Source organism: Fictibacillus barbaricus, from assembly GCF_014635025.1.
GTDB lineage: Bacteria > Bacillota > Bacilli > Bacillales > Fictibacillaceae > Fictibacillus > Fictibacillus barbaricus.
Genome location: NZ_BMCE01000002.1, coordinates 1,091,613 through 1,107,857 on the forward strand (window position 1 = coordinate 1,091,613; position 16,245 = coordinate 1,107,857).

The 16,245-nt window shown below is 42.0% G+C and carries 13 protein-coding genes; all 13 read right to left on the bottom strand.

The genetic code is table 11. The features are described from left to right. Positions 1–22: 22 nt before the first annotated feature. The 13 genes from IEV52_RS14975 to IEV52_RS15035 all read right to left on the bottom strand — a co-directional run bounded on the left by IEV52_RS14975 (position 23) and on the right by IEV52_RS15035 (position 16,189). Positions 23–946, bottom strand: a complete 924-nt coding sequence (locus IEV52_RS14975; RefSeq protein ID WP_229754306.1) for a sensor histidine kinase — start codon at positions 944–946, stop codon at positions 23–25. Between the two features lie 53 nt (positions 947–999). Further along, positions 1,000–1,674 (bottom strand): response regulator transcription factor, encoded by a 675-nt coding sequence (locus IEV52_RS14980; protein WP_188403311.1) that lies wholly within the window; start codon positions 1,672–1,674, stop codon positions 1,000–1,002. Positions 1,675–1,785: 111 nt separating this feature from the next. Next, on the bottom strand, positions 1,786–5,199 hold the full coding sequence (locus IEV52_RS14985; protein WP_188403312.1) for a phosphodiester glycosidase family protein: 3,414 nt from the start codon (positions 5,197–5,199) through the stop codon (positions 1,786–1,788). A 348-nt stretch (positions 5,200–5,547) separates the two neighbouring features. Further along, positions 5,548–6,741: a YhgE/Pip domain-containing protein gene (locus tag IEV52_RS14990; protein WP_188403936.1), complete on the bottom strand. Its 1,194-nt coding sequence runs from the start codon at positions 6,739–6,741 to the stop codon at positions 5,548–5,550. Between the two features lie 417 nt (positions 6,742–7,158). After that, on the bottom strand, positions 7,159–8,517 hold the full coding sequence (nagE, locus tag IEV52_RS14995; RefSeq protein WP_188403313.1) for an N-acetylglucosamine-specific PTS transporter subunit IIBC: 1,359 nt from the start codon (positions 8,515–8,517) through the stop codon (positions 7,159–7,161). 14 nt (positions 8,518–8,531) lie between these two features. Next, entirely contained in the window at positions 8,532–9,437 is a 906-nt protein-coding gene (murQ, locus tag IEV52_RS15000; RefSeq protein ID WP_188403314.1) for an N-acetylmuramic acid 6-phosphate etherase, read from the bottom strand. After that, positions 9,437–10,168 (bottom strand): GntR family transcriptional regulator, encoded by a 732-nt coding sequence (locus IEV52_RS15005; protein ID WP_229754307.1) that lies wholly within the window; start codon positions 10,166–10,168, stop codon positions 9,437–9,439. Before IEV52_RS15005 ends, murQ begins: the two co-directional genes overlap by 1 nt. Beyond that, positions 10,161–10,925, bottom strand: coding sequence for a glucosamine-6-phosphate deaminase (gene nagB, locus IEV52_RS15010; RefSeq protein ID WP_188403315.1), 765 nt, complete (start codon positions 10,923–10,925; stop codon positions 10,161–10,163). Before nagB ends, IEV52_RS15005 begins: the two co-directional genes overlap by 8 nt. 13 nt (positions 10,926–10,938) lie before the next feature. Continuing rightward, positions 10,939–12,111, bottom strand: coding sequence for an N-acetylglucosamine-6-phosphate deacetylase (nagA, locus tag IEV52_RS15015; RefSeq protein ID WP_373869439.1), 1,173 nt, complete (start codon positions 12,109–12,111; stop codon positions 10,939–10,941). A 144-nt stretch (positions 12,112–12,255) separates the two neighbouring features. Further along, positions 12,256–13,197, bottom strand: coding sequence for an ROK family protein (locus tag IEV52_RS15020; protein WP_188403317.1), 942 nt, complete (start codon positions 13,195–13,197; stop codon positions 12,256–12,258). A gap of 1 nt (position 13,198) precedes the next feature. Continuing rightward, complete coding sequence (gene pfkB / locus IEV52_RS15025) at positions 13,199–14,125, bottom strand: 1-phosphofructokinase (RefSeq protein ID WP_188403318.1); 927 nt, start codon at positions 14,123–14,125, stop codon at positions 13,199–13,201. A gap of 4 nt (positions 14,126–14,129) precedes the next feature. Next, positions 14,130–14,981, bottom strand: coding sequence for a tagatose-bisphosphate aldolase subunit GatY (gene gatY / locus IEV52_RS15030; protein ID WP_188403319.1), 852 nt, complete (start codon positions 14,979–14,981; stop codon positions 14,130–14,132). Further along, on the bottom strand, positions 14,978–16,189 hold the full coding sequence (locus IEV52_RS15035; RefSeq protein ID WP_188403320.1) for an SIS domain-containing protein: 1,212 nt from the start codon (positions 16,187–16,189) through the stop codon (positions 14,978–14,980). Before IEV52_RS15035 ends, gatY begins: the two co-directional genes overlap by 4 nt. Positions 16,190–16,245 lie beyond the last annotated feature (56 nt).

The window sequence follows — 16,245 nt, forward strand, 5'->3', positions numbered from 1 at the left end:
GACCCTCAAACGGTCATTGCGGTTATTTGATATGGAGATAAGGATCATAGTTCTTTGGAAAGTGTATGATGAATTCGGTGTATTCTCCAGCTGTAGAAGTACAAGTAATATAGTGTCCCAGTTTTTTTGACAATTCCTGTGCCAAATATAACCCCATTCCCGTTGATTTCGTCTGTGTCCGTCCGTTCGTCCCGGAAAAGCCCCGATTAAAAATGCGAGGCAGATCCATCTTTTCAATGCCGATTCCATTATCACTAATCGTCAACTGTTTTTCCTGGGATGTTTCATGAGTCTTAATGGTCACTTTCCCATTCTCTCCGGTGTATTTTAACGCATTCGAGATCAGCTGATTGAAGATGAACTGCAGCCACTTCCCATCGCTCTGAACAGTGATTGGCTCTGCATCAAGCTGCAGACTTATCTTTTTAGATATGAATGATTTAGAATGAGCTCTTATCACCTTTTTGATCAGCTGATCCAATTCGCAGTTCTGAATATCATAATCCTGATGGAAGTTATCTAACTTTGAATAATACAAGGCTTGATCCACATAATGTTCGATTTTAGCTACTTCCTCTTGAAAACTTTTCAGGTCTACTTCCGTCTGCTCCATCAGCCGGAGTACAGAGATGGGTGTCTTGATTTCATGGAACCACGAAACAATAAAATCGTAGTACTCTTTCTGTTTATCCTTAATCCGATTCAGATCTCTTATCTGATTTTTTTCCCTTTCATCCAGCAGCTGGCGGTAAAAAGCAGCTTCCAATGAAAGATTCTCGTACTCTTCTTCCTGCATATGGCGGATTACAGACAGGTTTCGCTGGTATCGGTAGATGAAGAATACGATCATGATGATCGCCGTCAGGGCAAGTCCATAAAAAAAGGTGTTCCAATTCCATGCCATGCCGGGGTCCGTATAGAATACCGCTGACATTATCAGCAGCATAAGAATGTACAAGATGATATATGGTCTTTCATAGTTTATGAATTTGAAAAATCTCATTCGATGATGTACCCCAATCCTTTACGGGTTCCGATAAAATCATGGATCCCAACTCCAGAAATCTTTCGTCTTAGGCGATTGATGTTTACCGTCAGCGTGTTGTCATCCACAAATTGTTCTTCATTCCATAGTGCCTGCATCAGTTCTTCCCTGGAAACAATTTTACCTATTCTGCGCATCATCATCTGCAGGATAATAAATTCATTTCGGGAAAGTTCGACCGTTTGCTGGCCTATTTGAATCGTGGAATTGGTTAGGTTTAACGTTAAATCTCGATGAACCAATTTTAAGCTCTCATTATTTTGATAAGTGTAATTCCGGCGCAGCAAAGCACTGATCTTCGCTATAAGAACATCGAGATCAAATGGTTTCTGGATGAAATCATCTCCGCCCATATTCATCGCCATGATGATATCCATGTTCTGATTCCGGGATGAAACGAAAATGATGGGGACCCGTGAGACGGCCCGAATTTGCTGGCACCAATAAAAGCCATCAAAAGAAGGCAGATTAATATCCAATAGAATCAGATCCGGCTGAGCATTTTCGAAATCGGATAAGACCTGGTCAAACTCAGCGATCTCAATAACGTCATACTTCCATTTTACTAACGTTTCAGCTACAATTTTTCTGATCTTAACATCATCTTCAACAATCATAATCTTAAACATAACAATCTCCCATTAGGATTCATTTCATATTTTCACTGTTGCCTAAATTATAGCATTGAATGATTAAGACAAAAAATAACTATCCTCACGAGAAGGATAGTTATTGTCTCTTTATTGAATAGAGATTGCTTTCTCTGCTTCTGTGTCATTTGTTTCTACAGCTAATCGAATCTCTCCTTTTTGAATGGCAGTGAGCGTGCCTGTTGCTATGTTAAAAACAGCGATAAATTTGGTAGATTCCTTGGCTTTCTCTAAAGCTTCCCCTGTCCCAATAAAGAGATTTTCACTTCCGCTCCAATTGACGCTTGCCGGGTAGCACAGCGGGAAGTTAACGTTTCCTGCCTGATGACCGGTCGCTTTTACCTCTGCTGTCTCACCCACTGCAACCGATTCTGGTGCATCCATTGTTATACCTTCTAGAAGAGGATTTACCTCTGCACGTATCCATTCTGTGTCATGCACCGGACTTTGTTCGCTTGAACGATCTGGCCCGTTTGCTTTTGACTTAACAGGAGTTGGGTCGATGCCGAACATCGTCCATTCATGGAATCCGCCTTCCTCTGGCGGCCCATACGGGGCTTTTCCTGTCGGACCGACAACCATATACGGTACTCCGTCAACACGTTCCACATTTACCGTGTGGGCATGACCGGAAACATGGAGTACGCCTTTTCCGCCCGACTCTTCTCTAAATTCAGTCAGCCACTTCTCTAATAGCTCTGCTTCTTTCCGGTCAGCGAGCTGGCTGTTCTGTGTGGAAAGAGGGTCCCTTGTCGGATGGTGCTCCATGACAACGATATTCTTGACCGCAGGATCCTTCGCCGCATTCTCCAGCATGTGTTTAAATTCAACCAATTGGTCAAAATCGGAGGTGCGCAAACTGCCGGTCGATGAATCCATCAGGGCGAACTGTGTGCCTTTATGTGTAAAAAAGTAGTTGTTCTCTTCAAAATCATGAAGGAAGTTGTCCAGATTGCCTGTACCCATGATCTCATGGTTACCAGGGATATAATAGACCGGAAACTTGTCTCCTACCTCTTCTTCCAGGATCTTTTTAGCAAGTGCAAAGTCTTCCTTATACGCCGTATCAACGAAATCCCCGCCGATGATCAAAAACTCTGGGTCAGCCTTAACGATTTGTTGTAAGCTTTCTCTGGCAAGCCGAACTTGCTGGCTGTCCGGTGAACTGGCGATAAACTGGCTGTCCGCCATCACGGCGAACTTCCAGCGGTCTTTCCCGATTTCAGCATTCTGCAGGACAATCGGATCCGGCTTTTCCGGGACAACTGGAACCTCCACGGAAGGGCTCACCTTAACGGTCAGATCATCATAGATAAGCTCATCTGTGTATTGCTTCGATTTATTGGTTTCAATGGCACCGATTGTCCTTAATTCAAGGGGATATTTCACTCCTGCCGGTACCGGTATCTCGATCTTCTTCCAGCCTGTCCACGTTACGTATGGGCCATAAAGATAATGGTTGCTCCCATCTGAACCTTTCGTTGTAAAAGACATCCATTCTCCTTTGCCGTTCCCCTTCACCCAAAGGCCGATCGACTGCGGTTCACCCGGGAGAAACAGCGGACTAACCGGATGCACATTTGCTGTACGTGTTCCTGTCGACTTCGTAAAATCAAAATTTACTTTTATACCGTTGCCATTCGTTCCCGCTGCGGTTCCGATCACACCCGAACCACGCGCTGATGAAAACCGCCAGTCGGCCACTGTTTCCATCGCTGAAACATTTTCCGTTTTTAAGCCGACGGTTACAGGAAGAAACGCTTTTTTACCAAGGACGGTTGCTGTAACTAAGGCAGAACCTTCATTCACTTTTGGCAGTACGGAGAAATATCCGTCCTTGTCCGCTTTTATATCGATAATGGATGGGTCGTACGCTAAGCTGACATCTTCGGGCTCAATCGGTGCAGAATATCCGTTCTTGTCATACCCCTTTACATAAAACCGGCCTGTTGCTCCTTCTGCCAGACCCAGTCTATCAACATCGGGTTCAATCCGCTTTAATTTGTCTAATACGGTAACAGGGTTTGTACCTTTTACCGACTGGTTCTGTGCCTCTATTTCCGCTTTACCTGGTTTTGCGGCATGAAGGATACCGTTATCCCCGAGCTTGCCAACGTCGCCAGGCAGAGCTTGCCATTTCACTTGTCCGGTTTCAACGTGATCGTAAACATTATCATACCCTTTGGCAGCAAATTTCCTTGTAAGCTCAGGGAAAACACGGTCCGCGTTTTCGATTTCCGATTCGGTAGAAACGTTCAAACCAAAAAGGTTACCATTCCCCTTCTCTGTAAAAAGTCCGATCCCATTTGGGACGGCTCGCTCTACACCATCAGATGGACTGTTGACGATGTCAACATGATCCTCACCAGGTGTACGGGCAACCATCGTCGTAGATCCGCCGCCATCCAGATTGATCGCATGATGAGCGCCGAACTCCTTCATCAGTTCTGCAAATTCATAGAGTGTCATACCACGGCTATCGGTTTGTCTGCCATCGACGATAACGAAGTACATCTGTTTTCCGTCAGCCGAGAAACCGACGGCTGTACGTGGGGCTAATACGGAATTGTCTACGTTTTGCACTTCCCCATTTTTTACAAGTACAGGATTTCCGCCAATCGCGAATTCAAAGGGGTTGCCATTAGAGACCTTTGGTTCATAATTGATTGCAATTTCCTGTCCTGTGGTTAATTGCTGCAGAGTCGCCGCTCCTGCATCACGCCCGATCAGAACAAGCGTGTCTTCAGGAATTTCTTCATCCGAAATGCCAGATCGGCTCTCTGTTACTTTTCCATTCTGTATTCTTACCTCATGGACAGATTTACTGCTTCCAGCGACTCCACTTCGAGCAGCTGTTCCCCAAAAGGAGGAATATAAGCCAATTCCATTGACCGGTATGCTGTACTGGTTAAATGCCGTTAGCGGATGCGTCTTTCCATTAAAGATCATGGACCCATCCAGTAGAAGATCGGCAATCTGCCCGAGTCCGTTCGTATCTACTCCTACAGACTTCTCCCTTCCGGAAGTCGCCCCTTTTAGAATCTTGCCATCTTGAACCTCTGCACCAATGGTTGCCTTTGTTCCGTTGATGTCAAAAAAGTCGCCGTTTACGCCAGCGATTGCCCCTTCGCGCTTGGCAGTTTCGGATAGAGGCTCAGCTTTTGACACAACGCCTGGATGAAGAATATCTGCATAAACGGAGCCGTTTGCCAGATCCACTTTCATCATTTCCCCGTTCAGCCATCCACGGGCATCAAATCGTTCAAAGGTTGTTAATTGCACACCGTCACCAATAGGTTCTGTATGTTGATCGGTAACAAGCGTTATTCCTTTCTCACTTTCAATAACAGATTGGGGTTCATCATGTTTGGATGATTGTGCTGGACGTTCTTCCAGAATACGGACCTGCGTTTCCTCAGGTGTTTCTGCAAGAACCTGATGCATCGAACTGAATGACAAAGAGACCGAGAGCGAGCCAACGAGTAAATACCGCAGCTTTTTCACAATTTTTCCTCCTAAAAAAGATTTGTTATTCCTATTAAATCAAATATGTATGAATTTCAAATGAGGCTTTTGTAAAGTTTGGAAGTAGATGAATAAATAGGAAAAAGGACCTTATTGGACCGTAATTCCAAGCCTTTTAACGAACGAAACTGCACATAATTGGTTAATAAAATTCAAAAACGACCAGATTCCTATCTGATCGTTTCTACTTCTTAATATTCAATAGTTTTATAAAAAAATAGTGGCCTTATGCTCTTTAACCCTTCATTGAGTGACCACAAAGGGATTCATACTAGTTTCTATATCCGGTTTTCCATGGAAATCAGGTCAACTGCACTTTTGGCACGATTAAATGATTACTCTACTATCAGTTGGGAGTTCTTTTAATGGATCACGTTTTAAAGCAGAACCTAGTATGATTAAAATGCTCACAGTTCCAATCCAAATAAGGACAGATAAAGGTGAATTCCAGGTCAATCCTTTATCGAAGAAGAACAATTCTCGAAGACCTTCAACCATAAATCGCATTGGCAGCCATGAGTAAATCCAATCTCTATAAAAAGAAGACATCATTTCAGGAGCTAACGCAAGCAATGGTGCACCAAAGAAAAGGATTAAGACAAAAATAGGTATACCCTTTATGCCTAACAACGAAAGTACCGCTGTTATCATTAAGAAAAAGCTAAAACACGTAATAGATAAGAATAGTGCTGTATCCGCAAATTGTGGAATATGTAGTCCTACCATCGCATCCGCCAGCCAAGTCAACCCAAAACCAACTACAAGGGCAACAATAGCACCTATTAAAATTTGTCCTGTCTTTGCAGCTAGGTTCTCTTGACGGGTTCTAATCGCTAATTTGCTGACAGCCATAAAGATAATAGCCGCACTCGCAATACTTCCCATCCATAATGGTTGGAATAAGGAAACAGGAGCATTGCCGTTTGCACTATTCGTACCGATTTCATTAACATTTGTGATTTTTCTTGCAATAGGGGCTGCTAGGCTGGACGCCTGATTGGCTGTTAAACGTGTACCTTGTTTTTCAAATTCATCAAGAAGTTGGGTACGAACTTTGTTGTTCATGTTGTCAACTACACCATTCAATATTTGTCCAGCCATTGAAGCAGCAGCTGTATGCATGCCTTGATTTATATAAATCTGAACTTCTGGTGAAGAAGGTGTTGGAGTCTGTAAAGTAGCTTGCTTCGCACTAAAATCTTTTGGAATTACTAATGCTGCATAGTACTTTTGATTATCTAATCCGATTTGTACTTCTTCCGTGCTTCCTACTTCCATCCATTTTACAACGGGGGCTTCATCCGATGCCTTTTTTGACGTGTTTTGTATCATTTCAACAATTGTTTGCCCCATATTCATCTTGGGTTGATCAGGTATTTGTATTCCTTGATCTTCATTAACAACGGCAATGGGCAAATTTTCCGGTTGAGGTTGGACCGATGGAAACAGTGTCAGTGAAAAAATAAATATGATTGCCAACGCTATGATTGGTGATAACAATACCAGCTTGTTTTTAAAAATATTCATGTTTTTTTATCCCTCCGTTTACTCATAAAAACGTTCCTATTTAATCTTTTTTTGTTTTGTAGATTGTTCCGAAATTAGAGAGTATGGCATTTTATATATTGTTGCTTTTGGGCCAATCCTATCGATAGAATGAGTGAGTAATTACTCACTCATTCTATTTATACAACCAGACAAACGCAATGTCAACAGAAAATGAGTGATTACTCACTTTATTCTTTATTCGCCTTAATTATGCTCCTTTCTTGAAAGGTACGGCTTGTTTTTTCCACAAACACTAAAAAGCACGCGCGAAGCGTGCTTTTCACTTTAGCTATCTTATACATATCCCCTTGGCTACATGGGCAAGAGCTCCGTGGCAGGATAACTTTATACATAAAAAAAAATCGGGGTATTGCCCCGATTTTTATATATTTATAGCTTCTTCAAATCATTCGCCAAGCTCTCTACCTGTGTCCCTACGACTACTTGAAGATCGGTGTTGTTCAGCTTGATGACGCCTCTTGCTCCCAGTCGTTTTAACTCTGCCTCGTCAACCTCTTTTGTATCTTTCACTTTCAGACGAAGACGCGTTACACAGTTATCGATGTCGATCAGGTTTTCTTTTCCGCCTAACGCACTCATGTATTGAGCAGCTAATCCATCTTTATTTCCCTCTTCATTCGCATCAGCCGTTATACCAGCAGAATCATCTTCACGACCTGGTGTTTTAATATCGAACTTCTTGATAACAAAGTAGAAAATAACAAAGTAAATAATAGCATAACCAAGTCCAACTACTGCTAATAATCCCGGTTTTTGAGCGATTCCAAAGTTAAGGAAGTAATCAAGTGCACCAGCAGAGAAGCCGAATCCATGATGAATACCAAGCGCAGTTGTAAGAGCTAAGGAAATTCCGGTTAAGACCGCATGAATTCCGTAAAGAACCGGCGCGATGAACATGAAAAGAAACTCGATTGGTTCTGTGATTCCTGTTAGGAAAGAAGTAAATCCTAATCCGATCAGCATCCCTGAAACAGTTTTTCTTTTCTCTTTCTTAGCAGCAGCAATCATCGCGATCGCTGCAGCTGGAATACCAAACATCATCACCGGGAAGAAACCAGTCATGAAGGTTCCGGCAGTTGGGTCACCAGCGAAGAAGCGGTTAAGGTCTCCTGTTGCCCCGTTATACTCACCAAATACGAACCATACTAAACTGTTTAATACGTGATGAAGCCCAAGTGGAATTAACATACGGTTTAAGAAGCCATAGATCCCTGCTCCAACTGCTCCCGCTCCTGTAATCCATTGACCCAAGTTATTGATTCCTTCTTGAATCGGAGGCCAAATGAATCCGAAAGCACCTGCCAGGATTAACATAACGAGTGATGTGATAATCGGAACGAAACGTCTTCCAGCAAAGAAACCTAACCATTCCGGAAGCTTGATGTCATGAAAGCGGTTGTATAAAAGTCCAGCCACAATCCCGGCGATGATCCCGCCAAGGATCGCCATGTTGATGTCTTTATCAATGGCAACCGTTCCCTTTGTCAGAACGAGATAACCGATCGCTCCGGCTAATCCGGCTGCCCCGTTATTGTCTTTTGCGAGTCCGATCGCGATCCCGATGGCAAACAATAGCGCCAGATTGGCAAATATAGCGTCTCCAGCTGCTGCTATGAATGGAATGTCCAATAAATCTTTTTGTCCAAGGCGAAGTAGTAGCGCTGCTGCCGGAAGAACGGCGATTGGCAGCATCAGTGCTTTACCGATACGTTGTAAGAATCCTAACATGTTCAAAACTCCTTTTACTTCTGATTTTGATAGTACAGTTGAATTGCTTTTTTCAGATGCTGTTCAGCCTTTTCTAAGAAATAAACAGCTTCCTCTTTCGTGCTTTCGGTAAGAGATACAAATAATGCTTGTTTCAGGTTGTTCTCGTTGTCACCCAACAGATCTTGAGCTTTCGTTTCATCGATGTCAGCCAGCTTGCTGATCATACTGACTGCTCGCTTTTCAAGCTTTTTATTGATCAGCTTCATATCTACCATCTCGTTTTGATAGACTTTTCCAGCCTTGATCATGACACCTGTTGAGATCATGTTGAGTATCATCTTTTGGGCTGTCCCTGCTTTTAATCGGGTAGAACCCCTGATAACTTCTGGCCCTGTTACGGCTTCGATCGGAACCCGGCTGATCGCTGACACAGGTGTTTTTTCATTATTTGAAATGGATACGGTGAAAGCGTCTTTATCGTTTCCAAGCTCTATAGCAGACATGACAAACGGCGTGCTACCGCTGGCTGTGATTCCGATGATGGTGTCTACGTCAGTGAGGTCGTATCCGGCTAACTCTTCTCTGACCTTCTTCGTATCATCTTCATTTTCTTCGAGCGGCTGATACATCGCTTCCTTACCTCCTGCGATGATCGCGATCCACCGATTTGGATCGACGGAAAACGTCGGTCCCAATTCAACCGCGTCCAGCATCCCGATACGCCCGCTCGTGCCTGCACCCACTACAAAAACTCTTCCCCCACGAACCCATCTTCTATAGATCTGGTCAACTGCAGCTGCTATCGATGGAATGACGGGGGCAATTCCTGAAACGATCTGTTCATCCTCTTTAAGCATCAGAGAAATCATCTCATGTGTTGATCGTTCATCAATATCTACGGTACGTGAATTTATTGCTTCTGTTTGCTTGTCTGACATTACGATCTCACCAACTCTATCTTGAACTTGTATCGGTCCCCGCGATAGATGGATCGTACGAATTCAAGCGGCTTTCCTGTTGTTAAAAAGGTTGTCCTTTCAATCGCCAGAACAGGAGCCCCTTCGTCTATCTGCAAAATCTCCGCTTCCTTCTGCTTCGCAACGGATGCCTCTAAAGATTGATCGGCATGCGCAATAGCTAACTTCTTCTCTTTTTCGATATAGTCGTACAGGGACTGTGATGCGATTTCTTTCGTCAGCTCAGGAACGAGCTCCTTCGGCAGATAGACACTTTCATAAGCCATCGGGATATCGTCCGCTATACGGATCCTCTGCATTTCAATCAGCCATTCATTTTCATGGATTTGCAGCTTTGCGGAAAGTGCAGCTGTTGCTTTAATCTCCCTGAAATCAAGCAGGATAGATGTTGGATTCATTCCCCTTGCCTTCATATCTTCTGTAAAACTTGTAAGCCCTTTAAGGCCTTGCTCGATTTTCCCCATTCCTACAAACGTACCTTTGCCTCTTTTTCTGATGAGAAAGCCATCATTCACCAGGTTGTTGATCGCTTGCCTGACCGTCATGCGGCTCACATCATAACGGTCACAAAGCTCGCGTTCTGATGGGATCATCTCGCCTGGCTGTAATTCTCCAGAAGAGATCAGACTCTTTAATCCTTCTTCAATTTGAAAATAGATCGGCAACAGAGAGTCTTTATCTACTTCAAACAACACAATTTTTCAGCTCCCCGTTGTGATTCTTTTCAAATAAAGAAAGGGCATCAGCGTCCGCGATGATCGTTACATCATGATGTTCTTTAAGAGCTGTAGCAGGAATCGATTCTGTCTGCTCAGATTCAAGCAATTTGTTTAGAATTTCCGCTTTTCCCTTACCGGAGACGAGCAACAGAATTCGTTTGCTTTTTAGAATCGTTGCGATTCCCATCGTGATCGCTTGATCCGGAACCTCTTCCATGACTTCAAAGAATCTGGCATTGGCTTTTCTAGTGGATTCTGCTAAATCTACTACCTGTGTTTTTGATTGAAAAGATGTACCTGGCTCGTTGAAACCAATATGGCCGTTATGTCCAAGACCCAATAGCTGAAGGTCTACTCCACCTAGTTCTTCGATTCGTGATTCATACCTTACACATTCGTCCTGTAAATCGTTTGCCTCTCCATCAGGGATAAAATGATTTTCAGCAGGCATATCGATGTGTTTGAACAAATGATGATCCATATACGCATGATAGCTTTGATCATTTTCAGGGCTTAGACCTACATATTCGTCCAGGTTTACAGAGTGTGCTTCCGTAAAACTAACCTCATCGTTTTGGAATGCTTTCACAAGATATTCATACGTTCCTTCTGCTGTACTCCCGGTCGCCATCCCGATCACAGCATTCGGTTTTTGATTAACCGTTTCTACAATAAATGCTGATGCCTTTTTGCTTAACTCTTCATAATTTTTTACTTTAATAAGTTTCATTTCTATACGCCTCCTATCGTTGATACGCGAGTTCGCCCCGACAGAATGTCATTTCAATGCCATCTTGACCCCATATGACGAGATCAGCGTCTTTCCCTTTTTCAATACTGCCTTTTCTGTCAAATACGTTTATTTGTTTAGCAGGATTAACGCTAGCCATCTGAATTATTTCTCTTATCCCACATGAGGTAAAGTCCATCATATTCTTTGCAGCTTCTTGCAGCGTAACAATGCTGCCTGCAAGAGTGCCATCAGCAAGCTGTGCTGACTTGCCTTTAACGGTTACGTTCTGTCCGCCAAGGTCATATTCACCATTCCCTAAACATTGTGCTCTCATCGCATCTGTAATCAAGATGAGTCCTTCCTTACCCTTATTCCGATAGGCTAGACGAACCATCTCTGGACGGGAATGGACACCATCAACAATGATCTCGCTCTTGATCTCATCATGTAAAAATACGGCTCCAACTACTCCCGGTTCTCTATGATGTAGGGGTCTCATCCCGTTATAAAGGTGTGTGGCATGGGAAAGTCCTGCTTCAATGGCCTGGACAACCTGTTCATAGGTTGCGTCAGAGTGACCGATCGAACTCACCACGCCCTCTTCTGTAAGAAAACGTACCAATTCCATACCGCCTGGCTGTTCAGGAGCAATTGTGACTAACTTAATATTCCCATTTGCACATCTTTGCCATTCCTTGAATTGATCGATGCTAGGGCTTACCACAAAGTCAGGATGCTGTGCACCTATTCTCTTAGGAGAAATAAACGGCCCTTCCAGATGTATACCAAGCACCTCGGCTTTTCCTGGGTGATTGTGCTGCGCTACGTATGAAGCTGCATTCTCGAGCGCCTTTTGGATGTCACTTTTATGCGTTGTCATGGTGGTAGCCAGGAATGATGTTGTTCCTTCTTTCGGCATGGCTGCTGCGATTGTTTGCAACGCCTCTGCCGTCGCATCCATCGTATCTGCACCACTTGAACCGTGAATGTGAAGATCAATGAATCCAGGAATAACAGCCTGATCAGGTGAAAGCTGGATCACTTTGTATGATTCATCAATTACAGGGCAATCCTTAGAATAGCCAAGCTCTTCAATGATTCCGTCGTTAATGAGAAGAAATCCACAATCTATCGTTTTATCCGGTAAAAATAGTTGAACATCTTTTAAAAGCGTTTTCATGATTGCTCATCCTTTCATTCTTCGAAGTAATGTTAACATCTGCACAACTAGTTGTCTATACCAGTTTATAAGGTAAATTATACCTCTATTTTTCACTCTATTACAAAGACCAAGCATTAGAGCTTGGTCTTTATGGCCACTAAGTTTTTAAGTAGTTGAATTTACTTGTACATTTAATCTCACAAGTGCGTTATAACATGCACCAAATAAACCTGCTTGGTTTCCTAAAACAGCTGATGAAATTATATTATTATTTAAATACATACTCATTGCTTCTTTTTCAATTTCTTTATTAACATCCTGAATGAGTTGTTCGTTTTGTTCAGCTATTCCTCCACCTATAATGATAGACTCTGGATTAAGCAGGTGAATGATATTAGCTAAGCCCTGACTCAGGTAATGAACAAATTTAAGATATACCTTTAATGCACCAGGCTCTTGCTTATAAACCAGCTGTACTATTTCTTCACCAGAGATTGAATTAACAGGAAAACCGCGTCTCCTCATTTCTCTGATATAATCCTGTACCAATGCAGAAGTGGAGGCGTATCTTTCAAAGCAGCCCTTCCTTCCACAGCTACAGGACCTCCCATTGTTAACAATTACAGTATGTCCTAATTCCCCAGCAAGGTTTGAACTTCCATTAAGAATTTTGCCGTTTACTAGTATTGTTCCACCAATCCCTGTACCTAATGTTAGAAAAACGGCATCCTTTTTTCCTTGTAAAGCACCCTTCCACATTTCTCCCATGCAGCCGCATTTAACATCATTTTCAACGAAAATCGGCAGATTGGTTAGAGGAGACAATGCTTCTTTAAAATTCATTCCTGTATAGCCAGGAATATTATTAGAATACAAGACGATTCCTGCCTCTCGATCAACTAGACCACAGGATGAAATACTGATTGCAGAAATGGACCATTCTCTTTGAAGGGCATCAAGTTTTTCCATGATAATCATAGGTAAAATTTGTTGAATGTCTTTTTTCGGAGTTGGTGTTTTATCCTTAAAGCATAAACTTCCATCCTGGTTAATTACACCATACTTAATAAATGTTCCTCCAATATCAAAACAAATCACGTTGCTCATCTTATATCCCCTTGTATTGTGTAACGGTTATCTTGTTAGTAAGGTCCTTGACTTGAGATAGATCAATACACCCCGTTCGTTCCGAAAGAGCGTTTGAAATCCCACATGCACAAGACCATTTTAATGCTTCAATTAATGTATAATTTTTCTGGTAGGCATGAGTAAATCCTGCCAGCATACTGTCACCTGAACCTACTGGGTTTACCTCTTTAATAGTCGGCACGTATGCTCTAAGCACCTCAGAATTGCTTATCAGTAACGCACCTTCTTTTCCCAACGAAAGCAGAACATAACGAGTTCCATCTTCACAAATATTTTTGGCGTAATCCACCAGATCACTTATACAGTTTTTCCCACTTAGCTCTTTCAATTCTTCTTTATTGGGTTTAATTAAGAATGGTTTACTTTTGATCACTTCAGCTAGTGTTTTTGCACTTGTATCGACGAAGCAAAATTTACCTCTGTCTTTGGCTTTTTTAATTAAGATTGAATAAAAGTCTGGTTTGACTCTGCTCGGAAGACTGCCGGATAGAATGATAAAGCTTACCGTTTCTACTAGAGAGTCGAACCTCACGAGAAATTCCTCTTGCTCATGTTCTGTAACGATTGGGCCTTTTTCCAAAATTTCCGTATAGGTACCTTCTGAAAGAATTGCATGACAAGTTCTTGTTTCTTCCTGAATGGGAACAAAAAGATTCATGAGTCTAAACTGAGTGAGCTGGTTTGCGATCCATTCCCCGTTTCTGCCTCCTAGAAAGCCAGAACAGATTACATCATGACCAAGCTGGGATAACACTCTTGATACATTCAGCCCTTTACCACCAGCTGATCTATCCATTGCCTGAACACGATTTACTTGATTCAATTGAAAATTAGATAAAGAATATGTGATATCAATGGCTGGATTACACGTAATGGTTGCAATCACAGCCTTACCCTCTATTCATGCTTCCACACATTTTGATCTTGTCGCTAACTACTCGTTTCATATTAGCTATGGCGTCCTTAAAATAATAACGAGGATCATTTACTTCAGGATTTTCTTTTAAATAGGCTCTAAGTCCTTGAGCAAAGGCGATTTTTAATTCCGTTGCAATGTTCACCTTACAAATTCCCAGTCTAATTGTTTCTTGTACTAAATCATCAGAAAGCCCTGATCCACCATGCAGGACAAGAGGTACTTCTACTTCTTTCTGTATCGCTGCTAAACGGTTTATATCCACATTTGGTTTCCCTTTGTAAAGACCATGTGCAGTCCCTATAGCAACAGCTAGAGAGTCTACACCAGTCCGAACGACAAACTCTTTTGCTTGATATGGATCCGTATACATTTTGTCTTTTTCATCTACCACCATATCATCTTCTATACCACTAAGGCGCCCTAATTCTGCCTCAACAGCTACGCCACTTTTTTCCGCATATTCTACGATTTCACTCACAATCTTGATATTCTCTTCAAACTCATAATGTGATGCATCAATCATTACAGAGTGAATGCCAAGGTCTATAAGTTCCTTTATATTTTCTAGCCGCTCATGATGATCTAAGTGAAAACAAACCGGAATATCAAACTGCTTTTGAGTGGCTTCCATCATGCCGATCAGATAATGTTCACCGATATAACGAACGGTGCTGGGAGTGGCTGCGATGATGACTGGAGAACGGAGGTCGGCAGCTGTTTCCAACACTGCTTTTAATGTTTCAAGGTTATGAATGTTAAAGGCTGGAACTGCATAACCATTCGCCTGCGCATTTAATAAAATGGAACGCTTTGAGGTTATCATTTCACCACTCCTCCTTCTTTGCTTTTATCAACAAAAGGATAGATAGAAACTCCTTCAACAACCCGATTAACAACCCCTAAAGGAGAGGGATTATCAGGGGATATTCCTAGATGGATAGACCTAAGCATCGCAAAGATTTGAGCATATAAAATATATGGAAAAGTTAAATAAAGATCCTCTTTTGCATTTTGAAGATTAATATTAAAAAATAGATCGCAATGTTTCTTAGCAACCTCATCCTGTTGGGAAGAAATCACAATGATCCTTCCTCGATTTTGCTCGTAATAAAGTTCCTTTAATATATCCAGGTCATATTGCTTTGTGTATGGGTGACAAGATAGGTAGATAAAGATCATTGTCTCTTTATCTAATATTGATTTTGGACCATGTCTAAATCCTAACGATGTTTCATAAGAAACCGAAACCTTTCCGCTAGTCAGTTCTAATAATTTTAAAGCGGACTCTCTTGCAAGTCCTTGGAATATGCCTGACCCTAAATAAACAACTTTAGAAAAGTCACTTTTAGCAAGCTCTTTAATCCTCTTAACATCATTTTTAAGAATCTGATGGCTAGAATAAATAACATCATCAAGTATCTTCTCAACCTCTTGTATAGGCTCTGTATGAAAAAGAACCAACGTTGATAAAAGCATTGATGTGAAGCTGCTTGTCATGGCAAATGCTTGATCATTTGCTTCTTGGGGCATTGTGATTACTCGGTGCTTTTTATCATTTCTTTTGCCCAGGGCCAATAATCCGTCTTTGTTGCATGTAAGAATAATTCCATAAAAATGTTTAATGATCTGCTCAGCTAAATGAATAGCAGCCAAACTTTCCGGACTGTTCCCGGAGCGTGCAAAAGAAATCATAATCGTAGGAGAAGCAGCATCTAAGTAATAATGTGGATTTGAAACAATATCTGTCGTTGGTATGCTCTCTAGGATGATGTTTTGATTATTCATCGTTTGTTTCAAATATGGCATGATCGTTTCGCCTACAAATGCAGATGTTCCTGCTCCTGTTAAAATGATTCGGATTTGTTTATATTTATCTTTTACTTCCTTAATAAAGGAAATAATCTCATCTCTGTCTCTTCTCAAGATCTCGAACGTCTCTTTCCACACATCAGGTTGTTGAGCAATTTCCTTAGAGGTATGAATCGCACCATACCTTCTCTGTTCCAGTTCATCTAATCCCAACAGGTGCATGATAGTTCCTCCTAAACTGTTAATGTTGTCATTACCACTTAGGACAAATAGATACA

Bases quoted from the DNA above. Each gene is read 5' to 3' on its own strand.
- IEV52_RS14975 (WP_229754306.1), bottom strand. From the start codon at position 946: ATGCTGCTGATAATGTCAGCGGTATTCTATACGGACCCCGGCATGGCA.
- IEV52_RS14980 (WP_188403311.1), bottom strand. From the start codon at position 1,674: ATGTTTAAGATTATGATTGTTGAAGATGATGTTAAGATCAGAAAAATT.
- nagE (WP_188403313.1), bottom strand. From the start codon at position 8,517: ATGTTAGGATTCTTACAACGTATCGGTAAAGCACTGATGCTGCCAATC.
- murQ (WP_188403314.1), bottom strand. From the start codon at position 9,437: ATGTCAGACAAGCAAACAGAAGCAATAAATTCACGTACCGTAGATATT.
- nagB (WP_188403315.1), bottom strand. From the start codon at position 10,925: ATGAAACTTATTAAAGTAAAAAATTATGAAGAGTTAAGCAAAAAGGCA.
- IEV52_RS15020 (WP_188403317.1), bottom strand. From the start codon at position 13,197: ATGAGCAACGTGATTTGTTTTGATATTGGAGGAACATTTATTAAGTAT.
- gatY (WP_188403319.1), bottom strand. From the start codon at position 14,981: ATGATAACCTCAAAGCGTTCCATTTTATTAAATGCGCAGGCGAATGGT.
- IEV52_RS15035 (WP_188403320.1), bottom strand. From the start codon at position 16,189: ATGCACCTGTTGGGATTAGATGAACTGGAACAGAGAAGGTATGGTGCG.